This window comes from Anaeromyxobacter sp. SG66, from assembly GCF_022690805.1.
GTDB lineage: Bacteria > Myxococcota > Myxococcia > Myxococcales > Anaeromyxobacteraceae > Anaeromyxobacter > Anaeromyxobacter soli.
The window spans coordinates 1-22,368 of sequence record NZ_JALCZC010000070.1 but is presented as its reverse complement, the minus strand read 5'-3'; the positions used below and the strand labels follow the sequence as shown (position 1 = coordinate 22,368).

17 protein-coding genes and 2 pseudogenes are annotated in these 22,368 nt (G+C 75.2%); 11 read left to right on the top strand and 8 right to left on the bottom strand.

Annotation, left to right across the window (positions count from 1 at the left end; genetic code table 11):
* From MNZ39_RS16980 to MNZ39_RS16970, 3 genes and pseudogenes are all read left to right on the top strand, one after another.
* A pseudogene (locus tag MNZ39_RS16980) lies at window positions 1–919 on the top strand (hypothetical protein); the annotation flags it as partial.
* Entirely contained in the window at window positions 916–1,587 is a 672-nt protein-coding gene (locus tag MNZ39_RS16975) for an ABC transporter ATP-binding protein (RefSeq protein WP_242340271.1), read from the top strand. The pseudogene MNZ39_RS16980 and the gene MNZ39_RS16975, both read left to right, overlap by 4 nt.
* Complete coding sequence (locus MNZ39_RS16970; protein ID WP_242340270.1) at window positions 1,587–2,873, top strand: FtsX-like permease family protein; 1,287 nt, start codon at window positions 1,587–1,589, stop codon at window positions 2,871–2,873. The genes MNZ39_RS16975 and MNZ39_RS16970 overlap by 1 nt, the downstream gene beginning before the upstream one ends.
* Window positions 2,874–2,935: 62 nt before the next feature.
* Here the strand turns inward: MNZ39_RS16970 and MNZ39_RS16965 are convergent, their stop codons facing one another.
* Complete coding sequence (locus MNZ39_RS16965) at window positions 2,936–4,576, bottom strand: lytic transglycosylase domain-containing protein (RefSeq protein WP_242340269.1); 1,641 nt, start codon at window positions 4,574–4,576, stop codon at window positions 2,936–2,938.
* 100 nt (window positions 4,577–4,676) lie between these two features.
* Window positions 4,677–6,164 (bottom strand): cytochrome c family protein, encoded by a 1,488-nt coding sequence (locus tag MNZ39_RS16960; protein ID WP_242340268.1) that lies wholly within the window; start codon window positions 6,162–6,164, stop codon window positions 4,677–4,679.
* Between the two features lie 103 nt (window positions 6,165–6,267).
* On the opposite strand from MNZ39_RS16960, the gene dusB reads away from it, so the two are divergent.
* The 4 genes from dusB to MNZ39_RS16940 all read left to right on the top strand — a co-directional run bounded on the left by dusB (window position 6,268) and on the right by MNZ39_RS16940 (window position 9,055).
* Complete coding sequence (gene dusB / locus MNZ39_RS16955) at window positions 6,268–7,320, top strand: tRNA dihydrouridine synthase DusB (protein WP_242340267.1); 1,053 nt, start codon at window positions 6,268–6,270, stop codon at window positions 7,318–7,320.
* Window positions 7,317–7,706, top strand: coding sequence for a helix-turn-helix domain-containing protein (locus tag MNZ39_RS16950; protein ID WP_242340266.1), 390 nt, complete (start codon window positions 7,317–7,319; stop codon window positions 7,704–7,706). The genes dusB and MNZ39_RS16950 overlap by 4 nt, the downstream gene beginning before the upstream one ends.
* Window positions 7,703–8,518: a ZIP family metal transporter gene (locus MNZ39_RS16945; RefSeq protein ID WP_242340265.1), complete on the top strand. Its 816-nt coding sequence runs from the start codon at window positions 7,703–7,705 to the stop codon at window positions 8,516–8,518. Before MNZ39_RS16950 ends, MNZ39_RS16945 begins: the two co-directional genes overlap by 4 nt.
* A gap of 141 nt (window positions 8,519–8,659) precedes the next feature.
* Complete coding sequence (locus tag MNZ39_RS16940; RefSeq protein ID WP_242340264.1) at window positions 8,660–9,055, top strand: cupin domain-containing protein; 396 nt, start codon at window positions 8,660–8,662, stop codon at window positions 9,053–9,055.
* A gap of 12 nt (window positions 9,056–9,067) precedes the next feature.
* Here MNZ39_RS16940 and MNZ39_RS16935 read toward each other — a convergent pair whose 3' ends face one another.
* From MNZ39_RS16935 to MNZ39_RS16925, 3 genes are all read right to left on the bottom strand, one after another.
* A complete protein-coding gene (locus tag MNZ39_RS16935; protein ID WP_242340263.1) occupies window positions 9,068–11,641 on the bottom strand; it encodes a PAS domain-containing protein in 2,574 nt (857 codons plus the stop codon).
* A gap of 144 nt (window positions 11,642–11,785) precedes the next feature.
* Entirely contained in the window at window positions 11,786–13,147 is a 1,362-nt protein-coding gene (locus MNZ39_RS16930) for a glutamate--cysteine ligase (RefSeq protein ID WP_242340262.1), read from the bottom strand.
* Window positions 13,148–13,215: 68 nt separating this feature from the next.
* A complete protein-coding gene (locus tag MNZ39_RS16925) occupies window positions 13,216–13,830 on the bottom strand; it encodes a helix-turn-helix transcriptional regulator (RefSeq protein ID WP_242340261.1) in 615 nt (204 codons plus the stop codon).
* A gap of 62 nt (window positions 13,831–13,892) precedes the next feature.
* On the opposite strand from MNZ39_RS16925, the gene MNZ39_RS16920 reads away from it, so the two are divergent.
* Both MNZ39_RS16920 and MNZ39_RS16915 read left to right on the top strand, forming a co-directional pair.
* Complete coding sequence (locus MNZ39_RS16920; protein WP_242340260.1) at window positions 13,893–14,411, top strand: hypothetical protein; 519 nt, start codon at window positions 13,893–13,895, stop codon at window positions 14,409–14,411.
* A gap of 216 nt (window positions 14,412–14,627) precedes the next feature.
* Complete coding sequence (locus MNZ39_RS16915) at window positions 14,628–17,846, top strand: MXAN_5808 family serine peptidase (protein WP_242340259.1); 3,219 nt, start codon at window positions 14,628–14,630, stop codon at window positions 17,844–17,846.
* 62 nt (window positions 17,847–17,908) lie between these two features.
* On the opposite strand, the gene MNZ39_RS16910 is transcribed toward MNZ39_RS16915, so the two are convergent.
* Together MNZ39_RS16910 and MNZ39_RS16905 are read right to left on the bottom strand one after the other, a co-directional pair.
* On the bottom strand, window positions 17,909–18,520 hold the full coding sequence (locus MNZ39_RS16910) for a pyridoxamine 5'-phosphate oxidase family protein (protein WP_242340258.1): 612 nt from the start codon (window positions 18,518–18,520) through the stop codon (window positions 17,909–17,911).
* Between the two features lie 63 nt (window positions 18,521–18,583).
* A complete protein-coding gene (locus MNZ39_RS16905) occupies window positions 18,584–19,135 on the bottom strand; it encodes a carboxymuconolactone decarboxylase family protein (RefSeq protein ID WP_242340257.1) in 552 nt (183 codons plus the stop codon).
* A 125-nt stretch (window positions 19,136–19,260) separates the two neighbouring features.
* Here MNZ39_RS16905 and MNZ39_RS16900 point away from each other — a divergent pair, with 125 nt between their 5' ends.
* A complete protein-coding gene (locus MNZ39_RS16900) occupies window positions 19,261–20,169 on the top strand; it encodes a LysR family transcriptional regulator (protein WP_242340256.1) in 909 nt (302 codons plus the stop codon).
* A gap of 17 nt (window positions 20,170–20,186) precedes the next feature.
* Here MNZ39_RS16900 and MNZ39_RS16895 read toward each other — a convergent pair whose 3' ends face one another.
* Window positions 20,187–20,921 carry an expansin EXLX1 family cellulose-binding protein gene (locus MNZ39_RS16895; protein WP_242340255.1) on the bottom strand — a complete coding sequence of 245 codons (735 nt, stop codon included), beginning with the start codon at window positions 20,919–20,921 and terminating at the stop codon, window positions 20,187–20,189.
* Window positions 20,922–21,096: 175 nt separating this feature from the next.
* Here MNZ39_RS16895 and MNZ39_RS16890 point away from each other — a divergent pair.
* A pseudogene (locus MNZ39_RS16890) lies at window positions 21,097–22,368 on the top strand (hypothetical protein); the annotation flags it as partial.

Sequence of the window (22,368 nt, the reverse complement as noted above, 5' to 3'; positions counted from 1 at the left end):
GGCGCTCCGCGCCCTCGAGGCCAGCGGCTCGGGCGGGGCCACCGCCGCCCACCTGCGCGGCGACGCAGCCGTCGTCCTCCGCTGGGACGGCGATCCCGCCGCGCTGGGCGAGCGGCTCGTGCCCCTCCTGCCGGAGGAAGACCGCGCCCGCCTCGCCGCGCACGGCGTCGACCTGCGGCGCGATCTGTTCGGCGCGCTCGCCCCCGGCGCCGCGGTGGCGCTCGCGATCTCCCCGCGCGCGGCGGTGAGCGCGCTCTCGCCCGAGGCGCTCCGCGCCGACCCGCTCCAGCTCCTCGAGCTCGAGGCGATCCTGCCGGTGAAGGTGGAGGCCGAGGCCGCGCTCCGGCGAGTCGCGGCGGCGCTCGCGGAGACCGTGCCGGGCGGACCCAGGCGCGGCGGCGCGGCGCGAAGCGCGCACCGGCGCGGTGGGCTGCCGGCGGACGGCCCGGACGACGCGCTCGCCGCGCCCGACACCATCGTGCGGATGCCCACCGCCTCCGGCGAGATCGCCTGGCGGCTCGAACCGCGCGCGCACCGGCTCGTCCTCGCCGCGGGCGCGGCCGGCCGCCTCGACGCGCTCCTCGCCCGGCTCGGCGGCGAGGGCGCGGGCTTTCGCGCCCCCACCCCGGGCGCGGAGGCCGCGCTCGCGGGGGGGCTCGGCGGCGCGGTGGTGGACGTGCAGCGGCTCGTCTCGAGCGTGCGCGCGCTCCCGCCCGAGGCGTTCGGGACCGGCCCCTCGGGCTTCGTGGTGCGCGCGCTCGCGGAGCGCTTCCTCGAGCCCGCCGCGCGGCTCCGGGCGCTGTCCCTCGAGACGCGCGTCGCGCCCGGCCCGGGCGGAGCGCCCGGCGCGCTCGTGCTCGACCTGGACGTCGAGGCGCGTGCCCCCGAGGCCACGGGCGGCGGGGGCGTCCAGCGGTGATCCGGCTCCGCGGCGTGAAGAAATGCTTCCGGGACGGCGCGAGAGAGGTGCCCGTGCTGCGCGGCGTGGACCTCGACGTCGCGCCGGGCGAGCTCGTGGCCATCGTCGGGCCGTCCGGCTCGGGCAAGTCCACCCTGCTCCACGTCGCGGGCGCGCTCGACCGCGACTTCGAGGGCGAGGCGGTCGTCGCGGGGACCTCGCTCGCGGGGCTCGGCGAGGCGGCGCGCGCGGAGCTCCGCAACCGCGCCATCGGCTTCGTGTTCCAGGCCTTCAACCTGCTCCCGACCCTCTCCGCGCTCGAGAACGTGATGCTGCCCGGCGTCCTCCGGCGCGCCGGTCCGGGCGGCGGGATCGGGGAGGTCCGCGCCCGGGCCCGGGACGCGCTCCAGCGCGTCGGCCTCGGCGACCGGGGCGGCGCGCCGCCGGCGCGGCTCTCGGGCGGCGAGCGGCAGCGCGTGGCCCTCGCGCGGGCGCTCCTCTCCCGTCCGGCGGTGCTCCTCGCCGACGAGCCGACCGGGAACCTGGACGCATCGAGCGGCGCGGACGTCATCCGGCTCTTCGTCGAGCTCGCCCGCGACGGCGTGTCGGTGCTCGTGGTCACGCACGAGGAGCGCGTGTCGGACGCGGCGACGCGCGTGCTGCACCTCCTCGACGGGAGGCTCGCCTGATGGCGGGGGCCCGCGGGATCCTCTGGCTGGCAGGGGCGGCGCTCCGGGCCGATCGCCGCGGGGCGGCAGTGAACGCCGCCGCGGCCTGCGTGGGCGCGGCCGCGCTCGTCCTCTTCCTCGCGCTCGGCCTGGGCGTCGGCGCCGCGGCCCGCCGGCTGTTCCCCGCCGACGCCCGGCTCGTGGAGGTGGTCCCCGCGCGCGTCTCGCTCGGCGGGGTCCTCGGGGGCGGCCGCCTCGACGACGACGCCGTGGGGCGGCTCCGCGCGCTCCCCGGCGCGGCGGCGGCCTGGCCGCGCCTGCCGCTCGGCGTGCCGGTCTCCGCCTCCGAGCCGGCGGGAGGCCTCGGCGGACGCTGGCCCTCCGGCCTCGCGCTGCAGCTCCCGATCGTCGGGGTCGATCCCGCCCTCGTGGAGGAGGACGTGGCGCCGGGGGCGTTCGCCGATCCTCCGCCCGGCGCGCCCATCCCCACCGTCCTCGCCCGCCGCCTGGTCGAGGTCTACGACCGCACCCTCGCGCCCGCCTGGAACCTGCGCCGCCTGCCGCCGGGCGTGTCGCTCGTCGGCGTCGAGCTGCCGGTCCGGGTCGGGCACTCCGTCGTGGCCGGAGCGAGCGAGGCGCGCGTCGAGCCCGAGCGCCTCCGGCTGGCCGGCCTCTCCGATCGCGTGCCGCTCTACGCCGTCGCGGTGCCCCTCGAGACGGTCCGCCGACTCCACCGGGAGTACGGCAAGGGCGACGCGGCGTACGGCCAGGTGACGGTGCTCGCGGCGCGCCCGGAGGACGTGCCCGCCCTCGCGGCCGCCGCGCGGCGCATGGGCTTCGCGGTGGACGAGGGCGAGCGCGCGACGGCGGAGCGGGTGGCGCTCATCGTGAAGGTGACGACCGGCGCGCTCGTCCTCCTCGCCGTGGCGATGTGCGCCCTCGCCGCGCTCGCGATCGCCCAGGCGCTCTCGGCGAGCGTCCGCGGCCGGGTGCGCGAGCTCGCCGTGCTCCAGGCGCTCGGCGCGGCTCCCGCCGACGTGCGGCGGATCGTGCTCGCCGAGGGCGCGGCGATCGGGCTCGCCGGCGGGCTGGCGGGCGCGCTCGTCGCCAGGGGCCTCGCCGCGCTGGGCGACGCCGCGGCCGCGCGGCTCCTCGCGGACCTCCCCTTCCGGCCGGAGAGCTTCTTCCTCTTCCCGCCCTGGCTCCTCGCGCTGGGCGTCGCGGTCCCGGCGCTCGCCGCGATCGCCGGCGCGCTCGGGCCCGCCGCGGCGGCGGCGCGCGTCGATCCGGCACGGACGCTGTCCTGAGCGGGGATTCGCGATCACCTTCCGGGGTCGCGAATCACGCCGCCTTCGAGGCTACAGAGCCGCTACCCGCGCTCGCTGTAGACGACGAGCTTCTTGCCGACGAGGAGCTTGTGGCCGTTCGGGTTGTGGATGCCGTTCCAGCGGCAGAGCTCGGAGAGGTCCACGCCGAGCCGCTGCGAGATCGACCAGAGGGTGTCGCCCGCCTGGACGCGGTGGGTCGTGCGGGCGCGGCCGGCCGGGACGCGGACGGCGGTCCGGGCGCGGGCGCGGGCGATGGTGGGCTCGAAGGTGGGATCACGATCGGCGGACGCCACGGCGGAACCAGCGCCGATCGGCTTCGGGATGAGGAGCTGCTGTCCCACGCGCAGCTTCTTCGCGGTCTTCATCCCGTTCATCTCCAGGATCCCCTGCATCGGGACGCCATGGCGATGCGCGATCGACGAGAGCGTGTCGCCGCGGCGGACGACGTGGCCCGCGAAGGTGAGCCGCACCTTGGGCTGCATGGCCGGCCAGCTCGCGGCGAAGGTCTCCGCGTTCGCCTTCGGGATCTTGAGGGAGTAGGGGCGCGGCGGCGTGCAGGAGCGGCGCAGCTCGGGGTTCAGGTCGATGAGCGCGCGCTCCTCGATGCCGGCGGCCTTGGCGAGCACGGAGAGCAGGGTCGCGGAGGGGATCTTCACCTCCTCGTACTCCGTCCACGACTGCTTCTCGATCTCCTCGTCGGTGAAGCCGAAGGCCTGCGGGTGCTTCGAGAGGATGGCGGCCGCCATGAGCTTCGGGACGTAGCCCTTCGTCTCGGGGTGGAGGACCTTCTTCCCCGGCTCCGCCGCCATGTCCCAGAAGTCGTCGTAGCCCGCGTCCTTCGCCCGCTGGATGCGGCCGCCGCCGCCGTTGTAGCCGGCCCACGCGAGGCGCCAGTCGCCGGTCTGCGTGTAGAGCTGCTTCAGGTAGCGGGCCGCGGCGCGCGCGGAGCGCTCCGGATCGCGGCGCTCGTCGACCCAGAAGTCCTGGCGCAGGCCGAACGCCTTGCCGGTCGAGGCGATGAACTGCCACGGCCCGGAGGCGCTCGCGTGGCTGTACGCGAAGTTGCCGAAGCCGCTCTCGATCATGGCGAGGTAGACCGTGTCCTCCGGCAGCCCCTCCTCGCGCAGGATGGCCCGGTAGTGATCGAGGTAGCGGTGCGAGCGGCCGAGCCACTTCACGAAATGTGCGCGCGCGGCGGGCGACTGGAAGAAGCGGACGTAGCCGACCACCGCCTCGTTCACGTCGATGGGGATGTCGTACTTCGCGCGGAGCTGGGCGAGGTCCATGTCCAGCTCGGGCAAGAGCTCGATGCGCCCGGCGCCGGTCTCGTGCGGCACCTTGCCCTCAACCGCCGCGTCCTTCGCGCCGTCGCGGACGTGCGCCTCCTCCTCGGCGCGGCGCACCGCCTCGATGTCCGCGGAGTCGCGATCGATCTCCTCCGCGATGGGCGGCTCGTCGGGCACGTCCGCCCAGGCCTCGATCTGCGGCGCCCGCGGCGCGGGGGCGGCGAGCTCGAGGGCCGTCTCCACGACCTCCGGTTCAGGCACGCTCGCAGGCGGCAGCACCTGCGTGGCCGCCGAGTGGGCGGCGCTGAGCGCGGCGGACCGCGAGGCGCGGGCCTCCGACGCGAGGGGCGCGGCGAGAACGGAAAGGACGAAAAGGGACAGGCGCGTCGGTCGCATCGCTCCTCGGCTGCTCAGGCGCCGGCCAGGGGGCCGGAGCCTCTCAGGGTTGACATGGTAGCGGCCAAACTACTGGGGTCAAAATCATGCGCTCGCTCGCCTACTTGCTCGGCTGCCCGTGGCCGGGGCCGAGGATGAGGGCGCGGTAGCGCGCGAGGTCGAAGCGAACCGACGCCTCCGGCGTGTGGCAGGACCGGCAGCGCGTCGCCGGCACCTCGCGCGCGATGTGGCCGGGAGGATCCCGGACATGCGCGCTCGCTGGCCCGTGGCACGCCTCGCACTGAACCGCCTCCCGGCCAGCGACCTGCGCCACGCCGCACGCGCCGCCGGGCTCCTTCCAGCCGGTCACGTGACAGCGAACGCAGGCGAGGTCGAACTGCCGCCCTACGCGGACGAGCGTCTCGTACGCCGCCGAGTGGGCCGTCGTCTGCCAGTGAGACTGCGCATCGGGGTGGCACGCACGGCAGGCCCCTTTGCTGGCGCCCGCTCCGACGTACGACGAAACGCCCTTCGCCGGCGGGGGGCAGACCTCCCCGCGCGAGCGGGCGTGGGCGAGGTTCACCGCCGCGACCTCCCGGTAGTGCGCGTCGATCATCCCCCGGACGACGGGGTCCTCGGGGATGTCCTTCGTGAGCGGGACGAAGCTGACGCGGAGCGCGGGCCGATCCGGCGGCGCCTCCGGGAGCGCGGCGGCGCGAAGCTCGCGCTCGCGCGCGTCGAGCTCGCGGAGCTTCGCCTCGAGGGCGGCCGCGAGCGGCGCCTGTCCCGCCGAGCGCGCGCGCGCGAGCCGGTCCGCGTACGCGGCGCGGCGCTCGGCGACGAGCGCGAGCTCCTCGTCGCGCTGCGACGCGCCCCGCAACACCTCGAACGGGCGGGAGAGATCGCCGCGCAGCCACAGGTCGATCCGCGCGAGCGACTGCCCGCGACCGGCCACCTGCACGACCGGCACCGGGGCCTCGAGCACGGCCCGGTCCTGGTCGTCGTCGATGAGGCGCTCGCGGTGGGCGGCGAGGAGGAGCGCGAGGCCCGCGCGGCGCGCCTCGTCCGCCCGCTCCAGGGCGGCGCGCGTGCCGCCGGCGTGCACCACCGCGACGCGCACCGGCGCAGAAGGCACCTTCCCGAGCGAGCCGAACCCGAGCTGACCGCCGAGCACGGTCCCCTCCGTGAAGGGGATCCCGGTGGACCGCGCGAACCGCTCGCCCAGGAAGAGGTCCCGCTCGCCGGCGACGGCGGCGGCGAGCCCGAGCCGGCGCATCACGGCCCCGAGCGTGCGGGCGCGGAGGACGTCCTGATCGTGGGCCTCGGCGTCGGGAGGGAGCTCGAAGAGCAGGTCGCCGCCCGCGACGAAGAAGGTCGGCGCCCCCTCCGCCCGGATTCGCGCGAGCACCGTGGCGGCCCGGGCGAGGCCGCCCCGCTGGTCCTCGCTGCACCCGCACGGCTCCAGATAGCCCCCCACGTCCGCCGCGTAGACGAGGGTCACGCGATCGGGGAGGCGGGGCTCGGGCCCGGACGAGGGCGCGGCACCAGCCGGGGCGGCCGCGACGGCGATCACGGCCGCGAGGGCGATCGCGGGGTTCGAGTTGCGCATGGGGGCTTCGCGGCTTAGCAGGGAACCGCCGGCCGCCTCGCGAATTCCAGGTTTCCCGCCCGTCGGCGGGAGTGCTAGATCCCGGCCGCCGCCCACGTTCCGCATGTCCGTCCAGATCGGCCCGTACTCGTTCTCCGGCAGGTTCTTCCTCGCGCCGCTCGCCGGGGTCTCCGACCGCCCGTTCCGCGCCATCTGCCGCGCGATGGGCGCGAGCTTCGCCTACACCGAGATGGTGAGCGCCCACGGCCTCGTCCACGGGACGCTCCAGACGGAGAGCTACCTCGATCGCGAGCCGGACGAGGACCCCTTCGCGGTGCAGATCTTCGCGTCCGAGCCGGACGTGCTCGCCCGGGGCGCGGAGGTGGCGGTCCGCGCCGGCGCCGGGATGATCGACGTGAACATGGCGTGCCCGGTGAAGAAGGTCTGCGGGACGGGCGCCGGCGCCGCGCTGGGGCGCGACCCGCGCCGCGTCGAGGAGGCGGTCCGCGCCATCCGCGCGGCGGTGGCGGTCCCGGTCACCATCAAGATCCGCGCCGGCTGGGACGACGCCGAGCTGAACTGCGTCGAGGTCGCGCGCGCCGCCGAGGCGGGAGGCGCCGCCGCCGTCGCGCTCCACGGCCGCACGCGGAACCAGATGTACTCCGGGCGCGCGCGCTGGGACCTCGTGCGCGCGGTGAAGGCGGCGATCTCCATCCCCGTCCTGGGTTCGGGGGACGTGTGGACGGCGGACGACGCGCTGCGCATGCGGGCGGAGACCGGCTGCGACGCGGTCCTCGTGGCCCGCGGCGCCTGCGGCAACCCCTGGATCTTCCGCGAGCTGCGCGCGGCCGAGCTCGGCGCGCCCCGCCCGCCGCCGCCCACCCGGGACGAGTGGGTCGGCACGGTGCTCCAGCACGTGCGGCTCCAGGTCGAGCACCGGCGGCGGCAGCGACCCGGCGACGATCCGCGCGAGGCCGAGCTGCTCGCGATCCGTGAGCTCCGCAAGCACCTCCTGTGGTACACCCGCGGCCGCCGTGGCGGCGTCCACTTCCGTCGCGACGCCGACCGCCTCAAGACCGCCGCGGACGTCGCGCAGGTCATCGAGGAGCACTTCCCGGCCGGCGGCGCGAGCTTCGAGCTGGACCCGGGGTTCCGCCGCGAGGAGGAGGGGGAGTGAAGCCCAGGGCCCTGCTGCTCGCCGACTCGGCCGAGCTCGCCGGCGCGTGCGCCGAGGCGGGCTTCGAGGTCGAGCGCGCGCAGACCGTCGCGGAGGGCCGCGCCCTCGCCGCGCGCGAGAAGTTCGCCATCGTGGACGCACGCATCGCGAGACCACGCCCGCTCGACGAGGAGCTCCAGCACCGCGTGGAGGCGTTCTTCGAGCGGCTGCGCGGCCACCCGGCCGGCGGGCTCTACGACTCGGTCATGCGCGAGGTCGAGAAGCCGCTCATCGCCGGCGCGCTCGCGCGCGCGAACGGCGTGCGCGCCGCCGCCGCGGCGGCGCTCGGGATCGATCGCGGCACGCTCGTGCGCCGGATGCGGGCGCTCGGGCTGGACGACACATGACCGAGCTGCAGTCCCTGGCCACGTACACCGGAGCGATCCTCGCGGGCGCCCTCGCCGGCGGGGCGCTCCCGCTCTTTGGCGCGATGCGGCGCTCCGACGTGCTGCTCTCGTTCTCGGCCGGCGTGATGCTGGGCGCCGCCTTCTTCCACATGCTCCCCGAGGCGGTCGAGGCGGGCGGCGCGGCGGCGCTGCCGTACGCGATGCTCGGCTTCCTCCTCCTCTACCTGCTCGAGCGCTTCGTGCTCGTGCACGTCTGCGCCGAGCCCGGCCCGGGCGGCGTCCCGGAGCTGGACCCGCACGTCCACGGCGCGCCCGCCCACGTCCACGTGCACGGCGACGCGACCGGCTGCGGCGTCCACACGATGGGGCTCGCCGCCTTCGTCGGGATGAGCCTCCACACGATCGTGGACGGGTTCGCGCTCGGCGCGGCGAACGTGGAGGCGGAGCTCGGGCTGCTCGTCTTCCTCGCCATCCTCGCGCACAAGATCCCGAACGCCTTCTCGCTCTCGGCGATCCTGCGCGCCGAGGGCTACACGCGCGGGCGCGCGCTCGCGATGAACGCCGCGTTCGCGCTGATGGTGCCGCTCGGCGCGGGGCTGTACGTCCTCCTGCGCGAGACGGTGCACGTGGAGGCGTTCACCTCGATCGCGCTCGCCGCCAGCGCGGGGACGTTCCTGCACCTGTCGCTCTCGGACATCCTCCCCGACCTCCACCGCCGCGGCGTCGCGCGCTGGCGGCTCTCGATTGCCATGATCGGCGGGCTCGTGCTCATGTGGGCGCTGCGCCTCCTGCGCGCGGGGCACGGGCACTGAAGACGCTCTCGGCCAGCCCGACGCGCTCGCCTCCTCACCCCACGGGCGGCTGCTCCCTGTGTGGCCCACCCGCGGCAGCCCGATCCGTTCCTGGCGATCGGCGCAGGAGGGGGTGGAATGAGGCGGCGAGGGGAGGCTCCGATGAGAGGGTTCGTCGACGACATCGAGGACAGGACCGAGGAGAACACCGACTTCCGGCGCGTGCTCTACACCGGGAAGAACCTGCAGCTCGTGCTGATGGCGCTCCGCCCCGGCGAGGAGATCGGCGAGGAGGTCCACGAGGACCGGGACCAGTTCTTCCGGGTGGAGAAGGGACAGGGCGAGGTCTCGATAGACGGCAAGCGGACGAAGGTCGAGGGCGACTCCGCCATCGTCGTCCCCGCCGGCGCGCGCCACAACGTCCGCAACACCGGCGACGAGCCGCTGAAGCTGTACACGATCTACGCGCCCCCCGAGCACGTGGACGGGACCGTGCACGCCACGAAGGCCGCCGCCGACGCCTCGGAGGAGCACTTCGACGGACGGACCACGGAGTAGCGACGATCGTCGTCACCGCGGCAGCGCGAGCGTGAACACCGTCCGCTCGCCGGGGGCGGAGCGGACCTCGAGCGTGCCGCCGTGCGCGATCGCGATCGAGCGGGCGATGAACAGCCCCAGGCCGAGGCCGTCCTTCCCTCCGGCGCGGTCGCGCTCCCCGCGCCGGAACGGCTCGAACAGCGAGGGCTGGAGCTGCGGCGGGATGGGGGCGCCCTCGTTCGCGACCTCGATCACCGCGCGCTCGGCGTCCGCGCGCCACGAGACCTCCACCGTCGAGTCGCGCGGGCTGTAGTCGAGGGCGTTCGAGAGGAGGTTCGCGACGATCTGGCCGACGCGGTCCGGGTCCCACTCTCCGTGCACGTCCGGCGCGCCGGCCGCCCTCACCGCGCGTCCGGGGTGGGCCGCCTCGCACTCCTCGGCGACCACCTTGCACACCGCCCCGAGATCGCAGCGCCGCGGGCGGAGGGGGATCCCGGAGCCGCCCCGCACGCGCGCGTAGTCCACGAGCACCGCGATGATGCGCTGCATGCGGTCGGCGTTCCCGAGGATCCGCTCGCCGAGCCGCGACGCCGCCGCCGGATCGCCGGCCTGCCGCAGGAGGAGCTGGGCCGAGGCCGTGATCGCGGAGAGCGGGTTCCGCAGGTCGTGGCCGACGATCCCGAGCACGTTCCGCTGGAACTCCGCGGCCTCGCGCTCGGCGGTCACCTCGCGCACCAGCAGGCCGAGCCCGAGGGTCGCCCCCGCCACCCGCACCGGGTACCAGCTCTCGACCCAGTGGCGCAGGTGCCCGGGCGCGGCCGGCGTCTCGCCGGAGAGCTCGACGTCGATCTTGGGCTGGCCGGTGCTCAGGACCTCGCGGAACGCAGCCTCGACCTCGTCGTGCGGCATGTCCGGGAGCAGCTCACGCGGCCGCTTTCCGACGTGCGCCTCCGCCGGGACGCCGTTGATCTCGGCGAGCACGCGGTTCACGCGCGCGAAGCGCAGCTCGGGGTCGAGGAGCCCGATGCCGAGCGGCGCGTTGTCGAAGATCGCGTCCAGCACCGCGCGCACGCGCGCCTCCGCGGCGCGGGCGCCTCGCTCGGCGTCGAGCAGGCGCGCGCGGTCGAGCGCCTGCGCGCACTGCTGCGCGGCCGCGAGGATGAGCTCGCGCTCCTCGCGCCGGAACGCCCGCTGCGCGTCGAAGGCGAAGGACACGGCGCCGAGCACGCGGTCGCCGAGCTTCAGCGGGAGGGCGGCGAGCGCCTTCATCCGCGCGGCGTGAGGCGCGTAGCGGGGCAGCTCCGGGAAGGCGGCGAGGAGCTGCTCGGCGGTCTCGATCCAGATCGGCTCGCCGCCGCGCGCGGCGGCGGCGCCCGGCAGCGGCGCGTCGAGCGGCAGCGTGGCCAGCCGATCGCGGACCTGCTCCGCGCCGCCGATGGCGGCGGCCATGTGCAGGCGCCCCGCGGCCGCGTCGAGCACGTAGGCGACGGACGAGGACGCCCCGAGCGCCTCCTTCGCCTGCGAGACGAGGACCGCGGCGACCTCCGACACGGTGCTCGCCCCGGACAGCGCGGCGGTGACGGCCTGGAGCCGCTGGAGGCGATCGCGGGCCTGCTGCGCGCTCCGGCGCTGCGCGCGCTCCGCGTCGAGGAGCTGGGCCCGCTCGAGCGCCTGGGCGCAGTGCTCGGCGACGGAGAGGAGGAAGGCGCGCTCGTCGGGATCGAAGGCGCGCGGCTCGGGGAACCCGAGCGAGAGGACGCCCAGCACGTCCCGGTCGGCCCCGGCGATGAGCGGCAAGGCCACCCCGGCGCGCACCCCGTGCTCGGCCGCGATCTCGGACATCTCCGGGAAGTGCGCGTGGAGCTCCTCGTGCGAGCGGAACCAGACCGGCCCCCGGCTGCGGACCGCCTCCGCGACCGGGAGCGGCGCCGTGACGAGGACCCGCCCGAACCGCCGCCGGATCGCCTGCACCCCCGCCTCGTCGATCACGACGAGGGCGTCGCCCTCCTTCGTCCGGAAGGTCGTCACGCTCGCGCCCGCCGCGACGCGCACCCGCTCCACCACCACGCGCGCGATCTCCTGGGCGCCGCCGGCGCGCGCGAGCGCCGACGTCACGTCCTGGAGGAGCCCGAGCCGGAGCGCGATCGCCTGGGCCCTGTCGCGGGCCCGCTCCATCTCCTCCTCACGCTGGCGCGCGCCGCTCATGTCCGTCACGAGCGCGCAGACGCCCGGGCGACGGCCGTCCAGCTCCGGCATGGGGATGTACGAGCAGATCCAGCCGCGGGCGCGGTCGCCCGGAGGCGTTCCCTCGATGGGCACGTTGGTGCGGGGCTGCCCGGTCTCGAGCACCGCTCGCACGGCGGCCTCGACGCCCTCCACCGCCTTTCGGCGCGGGTCGTCCGGCCGGAGCTCCAGGATCTCACCCAGAGAACGGCCGACGTGCGCCTCGGGCGAGATCCCGTTCCAGGACGCGATCGCGTCGTTCACCCGCAGGAATCGAACGTCGGCGTCGAACAGCGCGATCCCGGTCGGCCCGTCCCACAGCGCGTCGATGAGCGCGCGCTTCAGCTCGCGGATCCTCGCCTGACCGGGTTCTTCGCCGCGCATGGCCGAACCGTCGAGCGTCCCCCTCGCTCACTTCTACGCCGCCTGTCCGTACGGACGCACGCGTTGGAGCTTTGATCCCCAACGGAGTGCGGGCGACTCCCACGGTCAAGCGACGGCGACCTCCGGCGATCGCCGGATGCGAGGTCACGCGCAGCGGAGGGCCTCGGCGAGCGCTCGCGGACCGTGGCGAAACGCCTCGATCGCCTCGTCGGCCGGCGAGCGCCCGGACGCGGCGCGCTCGGCGAGCGGCGCCAGCCAGACGCGCTCGTCCTCGCCCCGCTGGCCGCAGCAGCTCTGGCGGCAGAGGCCGCCCGATGCGGCCTCGAGGAGCACGCGGGCGAGCTCCTGGATCGAGCGGCCGTCCGGTGCGCGCCCGGTCAGCCCCTCGCGCCCCGCGGTGCGCGTCAGCGACCGGCGCTCCGCCACCGTGAACGACCTCACGACGTCCCACGCCCAGGCGCGCGCCTGGCGGTCGTAGAGGATGCCCTTCCAGAACGCGAGCAGCGCCTTCGCCATGGGCGCGGAGCAGGAGTCGGCGCCGCGCACCTCCACGACGCCCTTCACCCGCACCTCCGGGAACACCGTCGTGAGGTGGTCCTCCCAGTCGGAGATCGTCGCCCGCTCGCCGGAGAGCCCCTCCGCGAGGAACTGCCGGAAGGTCCTGCCGCCCGTGTCCCGGTACGCGCCCGCGCGGCGCAGGAAGATCATGGGGACGTCGAGCGCCCACTCGGCGTAGCGGCGGTACGGATCCTCCTCGAACCCCGGCTCGAAGGCGAACGGCAGGATCCCGCAGCGCGCCGGGTCCGTCTCCTCCCAGACGGCGGTGCGGTAGCTCTTCCAGCCGATCTCGCGCCCCTGCACGATCGGGCTGTTCGCGTAGAGCGCGACCACCGCGGGCTGGATCGCGAGCGCGACGCGCAGCTTCTCGGCGAGGTCGTTCTCGCCCGAGAAGTCGAACGACGCCTGCGCCGACGCGGTCATGGCCATCATGTCCGGCGCGAGCCGGCCGCGGGCCGCGAGGAACGGGCGCATCACCTTGTAGCGGTTCTTCGGCATCCAGGGGCTCTCGGACGGCGTGCCCCATGGCCGGTACCCGCCGGCGAGGAACTCGACGCCCAGGTCCCGCGCCAGCTCGGCGCACTTCTCGATGTGCCGGTCGAGCTCGGCGGCCACGACGTGCACGTCGGCGAACGGCCGGCCCGAGAGCTCGAGCTGTCCTCCCGGCTCGATCGAGATCGTGAGGCCGTCGTTCTGGGAGGCGATGATCCGCCCCTCCTCCTCGAACGGCTGGTAGCCGAAGCGCGTGAACCCCCGGAGCACCTCCGCGACCCCGCCCGGCCCCTCGTACGGCAGCGGCTCGAGCGTGCCGGCGCGGAGCATGAGCTTCTCGTGCTCGAGCCCGACCTTCCAGCTCTCGCGCGGCCGCTCGCGCGCGCGGAACCACGCGACGAGGTCTTCGACTCCGGCGATGGGCGGCGACTCGTGGATGCGGGCGTCGAGCGACATGCGGGCGGACTCTATAACGCCGCCCCGGCCCGCCCCCTGCGGAAATCTCGAGCCCGCGGACCGGCCCGTCAGCGCTCCTCCGCGCGGACTCCTGCGCGGCCCGCGGCCGGTGGAGGAGAGAGGAGATCCTCGAGGAAGAACGCCGCGAGCTCCGCGCGCCCGGCGAGCCCGGCCTTCCGGTAGACCGCGAGCGCCTGCTGCCGCACCGTCCGCTCGCTCGTCCGCCGGAGGTCCGCGATGTCCTTGGAGGCGAGCCCCTTGAGGAGCAGGAGCGCCACCTCGCGCTCGGCCCCCGAGAGCTCCCACCGGGCGAACTGGTGATCGATCGCGGCGCCGAGCCCACGGACGTGCTCGTCCGACTCCAGGCGGAACCGGGCGAGGTCCGCCTCCGCCCGGCCCAGGTCCCGCTGGAGGGATCGCGCGCGCCTCCGGGCGACGAGCAGCTGGCCCCACAGCACGACCGTCCCGGAGAGGGCCGCCGCCATCACGGCCACCTCGAGGAGGAGGTGGGCGGTGGAGCCGCCCGCGCCCGCGTCGCTCATCACGTCGAGCCCGACGAGCAGCGTCACGGCGAGGAGGATCGCGGCGGGGACGGCGAGCACCGCGGGGCGGACGACCCCGTCATCCGCCGCAGGCGAGCGGGCGAGGTGCTTCATCGCGCTCGGGTTTTCTTCGTGCGTCATCCGTCGGATGGCGGCCGGACGCCCGCGCCGCCAAGGTCGCGGGAACCACCGGAGAGCGAACCATGCCGACCCTACCCCTGCACCCCGCCATCGTCCACCTGCCCCTCGGCCTCGCGCTGGCGATCCCGCTCGTGGCGCTCGCCCTCGCCATCGCCCACCTTCGCGGGCGCGTTCCCCGGATCGCGCTCGGCGTCCTGGTGGGGCTGCAGGCCCTCCTCGTCGCCTCGGGCGTGGTCGCGATGCAGCTCGGAGAGCGCGACGAGCGGCAGGTGGAGAGGGTCGTGGCGGAGCGGGTGATCGAGGCCCATGAGGAGCGTGCCGAGATCTTCGTCTGGGCGGCGGGGGCGGTGCTCGCCCTCTCGGCGGCGCTGCTGCTCGTGCCGGCGCGCCTCGCGCTCGGGCTCAGCGCGGCCGTCGCCGCGGGGACGATCGGCGTGGCCGCGCTGGGGGTGCGCACCGGCTCGGCGGGCGGCGAGATCGTGTACGCGCACGGGGGCGCGAGCGCGTTCGGGCCGTTCCCCGCGACGCCCGGAGGCGCGGTCGCTCCGGTGTCCGCGCGCGCGTCGCGCGACGACGACTGACGGGCCCTCGGCCGGACCCCGCGAGGTCACCGCTCTCCTGCGACCCCGAACCCGGGTGTGGGTGCGGGCATGAAAACCACCCCGAGACGTTCTGTCCCCTGGCGGCGGGGGGTCACCGTTCTGCTTGCGGACCCCTACCCCCCACCCTATCCTCGGACGATACGTAGGTTTTCTCGCTTGCCCGCTCAAAGACCTCCCACGCCCAGGCGCCCCCGAATGATCCGCCCCTTCCGGCTGCTCACCACCCTCGCGGCCACGGCCGCCCTCGCGCTCGGCGTCACCGTCCGCTTCGTACGAGCGGAGCCCGAGGTCCCGCCGGCGGCCGTGGCGTATCGCGGCGCCGTCCCCGCGCACGCGAAGGCGGACGGCGCCGGCGAGTACCGCCTCGATCGCCTCCCGATCCTGTCGCAGGTGATCCTCGCGGTGAAGGACAACTACGTCGATCCCTCGCGCTTCGACCCGAAGCAGATGGTCGTGTCCTCGCTCGAGAGCGTGGAGCGGACGGTCGCCGAGGTGATGGTCCAGGGCGACGCGAAGTCGCCGAAGCTCACGCTCACGGTGGGCGCGGCGCAGCGCGAGCTCGACCTCACCGGCGTGGACTCCATCTGGAAGGTCCGCACCGCGCTCGGCGAGGCGATGGGGTTCATCCAGGAGCACCTCGTCGCGCACAAGGAGCTGAAGGAGATCGAGTACGCGGCGGTGAACGGGCTGCTCTCCACGCTCGACCCGCACACGAACCTGCTCGAGCCCAAGTACTTCAAGGAGATGAAGCTCCAGACCCGCGGCGAGTTCGGCGGGCTCGGCTTCGTCATCGCCATGCGCGACGGGAACCTCACCGTCGTGAAGGTGCTCAAGAACACCCCGGCGCAGCGGGCGGGCATCAAGGCGCGCGACGTCATCGCCCGCATCGAGGAGCAGTCCACGGTCAACATGGACCTGCAGGACGCCGTCGACCGGCTGCGCGGCAAGCCGCAGACGAAGATCTCGATCACGGTCCAGCGCAAGGGCACGGACGCCCGCAAGCTCTCCCTGCTGCGCGAGGTCATCAACGTCGAGACGGTCGCCCAGGCGAAGCTGCTCGACGGCAACATCGGCTACGTCCGCCTGTCCCAGTTCTCGGCCAACACGACGCGCGACCTCCTCACCGCCCTCCAGCAGCAGCGCGCCCAGGCGGGCGGCAAGCTCGAGGGCCTCGTGCTCGACCTGCGCGGGAACCCGGGCGGCCTGCTCGAGCAGGCGATCCAGGTCTCGGACCTGTTCCTCTCCCAGGGCGTCATCGTGAAGACGGTCGGCGGCGGCGACCGCCAGCGGATCCACGAGGTGAAGGAGGCGAGCGGGGAGACGAGCGACCTCACGAGCCTGCCCCTCGTCGTCATCGTGAACAACAGCTCGGCCTCGGCGAGCGAGATCGTCGCGGGCGCGCTCAAGAACAACGGCCGCGCGCTGGTCATCGGGCGCCAGACGTTCGGCAAGGGGTCGGTGCAGGTCCTCGACGACCTGAACGATCCCACCGGCTCGGGCGAGCAGTCCGCGCTCAAGCTGACCATCGCGCAGTACCTCACCCCCGGTGACGTGTCGATCCAGGAGGTCGGCATCACGCCGGACGTCATGCTCCTCCCCGGCCGCGCGCTGAAGGAGCAGGTGAACTTCTTCGCGCCGCCGCGCTCGATGGGCGAGGTGGACCTCGACCGTCACCTCATGAACCCCGCCGACTCCTCGCCCGCCGAGGTCGCGAAGGCCGAGGCCAAGAAGAAGCGGGTCGAGAAGGCGCCCCTCGAGCTGCGCTACCTCCTCGACGAGAAGGAGGACCAGGTCGCGAAGGCGCTGAAGCGCGACGTCGCCGCGCAGGCCGCGGAGGCCCACGACGAGGGCATCGAGCAGCAGCTGACGCCCGAGCAGATCGAGGACGAGGAGGCGGAGGCCGATCCCGACCGGCTCGTCGAGGACTACCAGATCCGGTTCGGCCGCGAGCTCCTGAAGCGCTCGCCGCTGCCGGATCGCGCGCGCCTCATGGAGGCCGCGAAGGCGCTCGTCGCCGAGCGCCAGGCGCAGGAGGAGACGCGGCTCGAGAAGCGGCTCCAGGAGCTGGGCGTCGACTGGGCGCCGGCCGCGCCGACGCAGGGCCGCGGGGCGGCGCGCGCCGCCGTCACGCTCACCCCGGCGCCGGGCAAGGATCACCGCGCCGGCGACACGGTGCCGTGGACGGTGACCGTCGAGAACAAGGGCGACGCGCCGTTCCGGCGCCTCCGCGCCTGGAGCACCGCCGAGAAGAACCCGCTCCTCGACCGGCGCGAGTTCGTGTTCGGCAACGTGCCGCCGGGCGAGCGGCGCAGCTGGACGGTGCCGCTGCGGCTGCCGAAGGGCATGGACAGCCGGCGGGACGAGATCTCGCTGCACTTCGAGGACGAGGGCGGCCACGCCCCGGCCGACCTGGCGACGAGCCTCGGGGTGGTCGAGGTGCCGAAGCCCGTGTTCGCGTTCAGCGTGCAGATCGAGGACCGCCAGGGCGGCAACGGCGACGGCCTCGCGCAGCGCGGCGAGACGTTCGACGTCCGGGTGGACGTCCGCAACGCCGGCACCGGCGCGGCGGGCGACAAGACCTGGGTCTCGCTCAAGAACCTCGGCGACGACAAGGTCTTCATCAAGAAGGGGCGCGAGGCGCTCGGCGCGCTCAAGCCCGGGGAGACGAAGTCCGCGCGCATGGAGGTCGAGCTGCGGCGCGGCTCGAAGAGCGACACGCTCCCGCTCCGCGTGATGATCGTGGACGAGAAGATGGAGGAGTACGTCTCCGAGAAGCTCGACTGGCCCGTCGCGAAGGACGAGCAGGCGCGCACGGCGGCGTCCGGCTCGGTCCGGGTCGAGGCCGCCGAGGCGACGCTCCGCTCCGGCGCGAGCGCGTCGTCGCCGGCCATCGCGACCGCCAAGCGCGGCGCGGTGATCCCGGTGGACGCGAAGATCGGCGAGTTCTACCGGGTCGAGTGGCAGAAGGGCCGGTTCGCCTTCGTCCCCGACTCCGAGGTGCGCGCCGCGCGCGGCCCGCGCTCCGGCGTCGTCGCCGCCGCGTGGCAGCGCGAGCCGCCGCGCATCGCGCTCGTCCCCGATCCGCAGAAGGGCGCGCCGGTGGTGGAGGGGGATCACTGGAAGCTGCAGGGCACGGCGCTCGTGCCGCCCTCGTCCGATCCGGACGCCCGCCTGCGCGACGTGTTCGTGTTCGTGAACGAGCAGAAGGTGTTCTTCAAGGTGCTCCCGGAGAGCACGGCCGCCGCGAAGCTCGACTTCACGGCGGACATCCCGCTCGAGACCGGCAACAACGTGGTCACGGTGTTCGCGCGGGAGGACGACGAGTTCCAGAGCCGCAGGAGCATCGTCGTCTACCGGCGCCCGGCCGCCGAGGTGGCGACGGACGGCACGCAGAAGACGAGGCAGGCCCAGTAGACGGAGCTGCTGGCGGGTGGTGGGAGCGGAGGGCCGCGCGGCGACGCGCGGCCCTTCGTGCATCAGCCCGCGGCGGCCCGCAGCCGCTCGTTCTCCGCCTCGAGCGCCGCCACCCGCTCCTGCAGCCGCGCGAGCGCGGCCTCCACCTCGGCGGCGTCGAGCTTCCGCGGGATGTGCTGCGGGCAGTTCACGTCCCAGGCCTCCACCGTGAACAGGACCGCCTGCTCGGGCGTGGCACGGTAACCCTCGGGCATGAGGCGCGCGACGAGCGCGGGATCGTCCTCGACCACCCGGGCGCGTCCCCAGATCTTCACCCGCGTCCGGGTCTCGTAGTCCATGAGGAAGAGGAACGCCCGGTCGTTCTCGGCGAGGTTCCCCGTCGTGACGTACTGCCGGTTTCCCCGGAAGTCGGCCCAGGCGATCGTGTGCGGGTCGAGCACGCGGAGGAAGCCCCTCGGACCGCCGCGGTGCTGCACGTACGGCTGACCCGCCGCGCTCGCCGTCGCGAGGTAGACGCTGTCGCGCTCCGCGACGAACCGGGCGAGCTCGTCGTCGAGCTCCGTCCCGAAGCCTCCGCGGCGCTCCAGGCGCGCGTAGGCCTCCCGCGATCCCCTGCGGGCCTGGACCGCCTTGACGGCCGGCGTGAACGCGACGTCGCTCGAGGGGCGGTGCATCTCGCGGCTCCTTGCGGGTGAGGTGGGGTCCGGCCGGTCTCCCGTCCGGACCCCAGGGTTCGGTCACGCGGCCTTCGCCCCGCTCGCGTGCACGACGGGGAAGTCGATCTCGGTCCCGGCGACCTCGTTCAGATAGTTCGTGAACACGGTCAGCGCCGCGTTCGCGACGAGCTCGACGAGCTGCCCGTCGTCGAGGCCGGCGGTGCGAGCCTCCGCGAGATCGGCGTCGTCGACGCGGCCGCGCCGCTCGATGACGCGTCCGACGAACCGCAGCGCCGCCTCGTCGCGCGGGTTCGAGGCGCGCCCCTGCCGCGCGCGCTCGAGCTCTGCGGGCGGGAGCCCGAGCCCCGCCCCCAGCGCGCTGTGGGCCGAGAGGCAGTACTCGCACCCGTTCGCCTCAGAGACGGTGAGCGCGATCTGCTCGCGCAGCCGCGCACGGATGCGTCCTCGCGCGAGCGCGCCCGCGAGGCCGAGCACGCCCTCGAGCGCCGCGGGCGACTGGGCGATCACGCGGTAGAGGTTCGGGGTCGCGCCCAGGCTCCGCTGCACGCCTTCGAGCAGCTCGCGGGCACGGCCTTCGGCGGTGGAGGGATCGACGGGGGGAATGCGGGACATGGCGTCTCCTGGTGGGGTGAGGCCGCACGAGGTGCGGCGCGTGGGTGCCCATGGAGTTGCGGCCGCGAGCCCGCCGGAACAATGGACGCTGTCGCAGGACACTCTTGCGCTCGGGGGAATGACGCATGGACCGGATCGACGCCTGGGCGACGTTCGCCGCGGTGGCAGAGGGACGGAGCTTCGCCGCGGCGGCCCGGCGACTGGGGCGGTCGCCCGCCGCCGTCACGCGGGCGGTGGCCGCGCTCGAGGAGCGGCTCGGAGCGCGGCTGCTCAACCGCACCACGCGCTCGGTCGCGCTCACGGACGTGGGCGCGCGCACGCTCGAGGCGGCGCGGCGCGCGCTCGCCGGGTTCGAGGAGCTGGAGGGCGCCGCCGCGGCGGAGCGGCAGGAGCCGCGCGGGCGGCTGGGCGTGACCGCGTCGGTCGTGTTCGGGCGGCTGCACGTGCTCCCGATCGTGCAGGCGTTCCTGCGCGATCACCCGTCGGCGAGCGTGGAGCTCCTCCTGCTCGACCGCGTGGTGTCGCTCGTGGACGAGGGGCTCGACGTGGCGGTGCGCCTCGGCCGGCTGCCCGACTCGTCCCTGAAGGCCCTCCGCGCGGGCGAGGTGCGGCGCGCGGTCTACGCGAGCCCCGGGTATCTCGAGGCGAACGGGACGCCACGCTCGCCGCAGGCGCTCGCGAGCCACGCGTGCGTCGCCTGCACCTCGGTGACGCCGGCCCCCCATCGCTGGACGTTCGGGCGCGGGGGCCGGAGCTTCGCCGTGGCCGTGTCCCCTCGCCTCGTGGTGAACACGGCCGAGGCCGCCATCGACGCGGCCGTCGCCGGGCTCGGCCCGACGTGCGTGCTCTCGTACATGGTGGACTCGCACGTCCGCGCCGGCCGGCTGCGGCGGATCCTGGAACCGTACGAGCCGCCGCCCGTGCCGGTCCAGGTGGTGATCCCGGCGGGCCGGTTCGTGACCCCGCTCGTGCGTGCCTTCGTGGACCGGGCCGTGGAGGCGCTGCGCGAGAAGCTCGGCGCGCTCGCCGCCTGAACCTCGCCGGCACCCTGTCACGGACAGGTCTCGGGGAAGTTCGCCGCCCCGCTGACGAGCTGCGCCGCCGGGTCGAGCGGCGGCGCGAACGGGACGTTCTCGTCCACGAGCACGTGGCCGTGCACGTCGGTCGCCCGGATCGCGAGCGGCCCGGCGATCTGGACCCCGGCGCCCACGAACAGGTTCGTGCCGCTCCGCTCCAGGGTGCGGAAGGTCGCGTCGCCCGCGCCCCGCGCCTCGAGGGCGGCGATGGGGTGGCGGTGATCCATCGGCACGATCCCGAACCACCACGCGTTCGAGGCGGGGCTGAACCGGTAGCGGATCGGGCCGTCCACCGGACATGGCACGGTGCGCCAGGTCACGTCCACGCGGCCGGCAGCGGGATCCGCGACCCGCGCGAACGTCGCTGCGCCGAGATCGAGCGCGGCGTCGGCGCAGGAGGGACAGGAGTCCACCACCACCGCGGTCGCCTTCCCCAGCGGCCCGGTGATCTCGAGGCAGGTCCCGCACGCCGCCGAGGCGGCGAACACCACGGGCGAGACCGCCACGGCGAGGGCCGGCGCCGGATCCCACCCGCACGCCCCCACGCCCGAGGCGTCGTAGGAGGTGGCGCTGCCGGTCTTCTCCGGGCCCGCGGGACAGAGGGCCGGTCCTCCCCCGCCTCCCGGGTCGCCGCCGTCCTTGCCGCCACCTCCGCAGGCGGAGAGCGCGAAGACGAGCAGGGACGCGGTGATCCGGGAGCATGGGCGCATGGGCTTCGGTGTTTGCTGCGGGGTGACCTCGCGCGCAACCCCGGCGCGGGGTGAACGAACCGTGAAACCGGATGTGCGCCCCGGGCGCACATCGCGGAGCGGCGGGAGCGGCCGGCGCCCGGGTCGGGCGGGCCGGATTTTCCCAACCCCTCGCCCCTCCGCTAGAATTCGGCACATGGCGGAGGTGAGAAAAGACGCCTCCGCCCCATCCTCCGCCCCCGGGACGAGGAGCGGGGCGGGGTTCGAGCTCCGCCTCGAGCGCGGCGGCGCGTTCGTCCGGCTCGCCGATCAGCCCATCTCGCCCGGCGTGCGGCTCGAGGCGCTCACCCTCGAGGTCCCCGACGTCCGCTTCCCGTTCGACGTCGGCAAGGGCTCGGGCCAGTTCCGCCACCGGCTCTCCGACCTCTTCGAGCTCTCCATCGCGATCGAGCCCGGCGTCGCCGAGGCGGCGCTCGCGTCGGCCAGCCTCGCCGCGTTCGGCGTCGAGGACGTGCGCATCGCGCTCCGCCCCGGGGCGGCGGAGATCGCGGCGCGGCTCTCGGGCGGACCTCCCTTCACGCTCCTCGCCGGGCTCGTCCCCGCAGGCGCGCAGGGCGCCGCGCTCGTGTTCCACTCCCCGCGCGTCTACGGCCCGGCGCCGATCCCGCCCGCGATGCTCCCCCACCTCGCCCGCGGCGTGCTCGATGCGGTCGGCGGGGAGGCCGTGCTGCGCGATCCGCTCCCGGTCCTCCTGCGGCGCGTCCTCGCGCCGCGTGGCTGGAAGCTGCCGCGCGCGGCGGGCGTCCCGCTCTCGCGCGCGGAGATCATCGAGGGGGCCGTCCGGCTCGCCTGGAGCCGCGGGGCGGCCGGCCCGGCGGCGGTCTCGCCCGAGCCCGAGCTCCTCGCGGCCGAGGAGGGCGCGCGGACCTTCCGCGAGGCGGAGGCGCGGCTCGCCGCCGGCGACGCAGCGGGCGCACGGGAGCGGTACCTCGCCGCCGGCTCCGCCGCGAGCGCGCACCCCTTCGCCGCCGAGCGGCTCCTCTCGCTCCTCGCCGCGGAGGACCGCTTCCACGACGAGGCGCTCGATCTCGCCGCCGAGTGGCTCGCGCGGCGCCCGGGGTTCTTGCCGGCGCTCGCCGCCGAGGCGTCGATCCGGCTCGCCCGCGGCGAGCCCGAGAAGGCCGCCCGCGCGCTCGCCGCCCTCGCCACCGGCGCGGCCGCGCGGGGCGAGACGTTCTCGGCGCTCGCCGCCGCGGAGGTCGCCCTCGCCCTGCCCGGCGCGGCGCGCGAGGACGCGCTGCGCGCCGCCGAGCTCGCCCTCTCCGTCCGGCGCGATCACGTCCCGGCGCTCCGCGCCCTCCGCGCGCTGGCCCTCGCCGCGGGGGACCGCGAGGGGCTCCTCCACGCGCTCCGCCGGCTCGTCGCGCACGATCCCGACGCGGCGGAGAAGGCGCGCGCTCACGCCGAG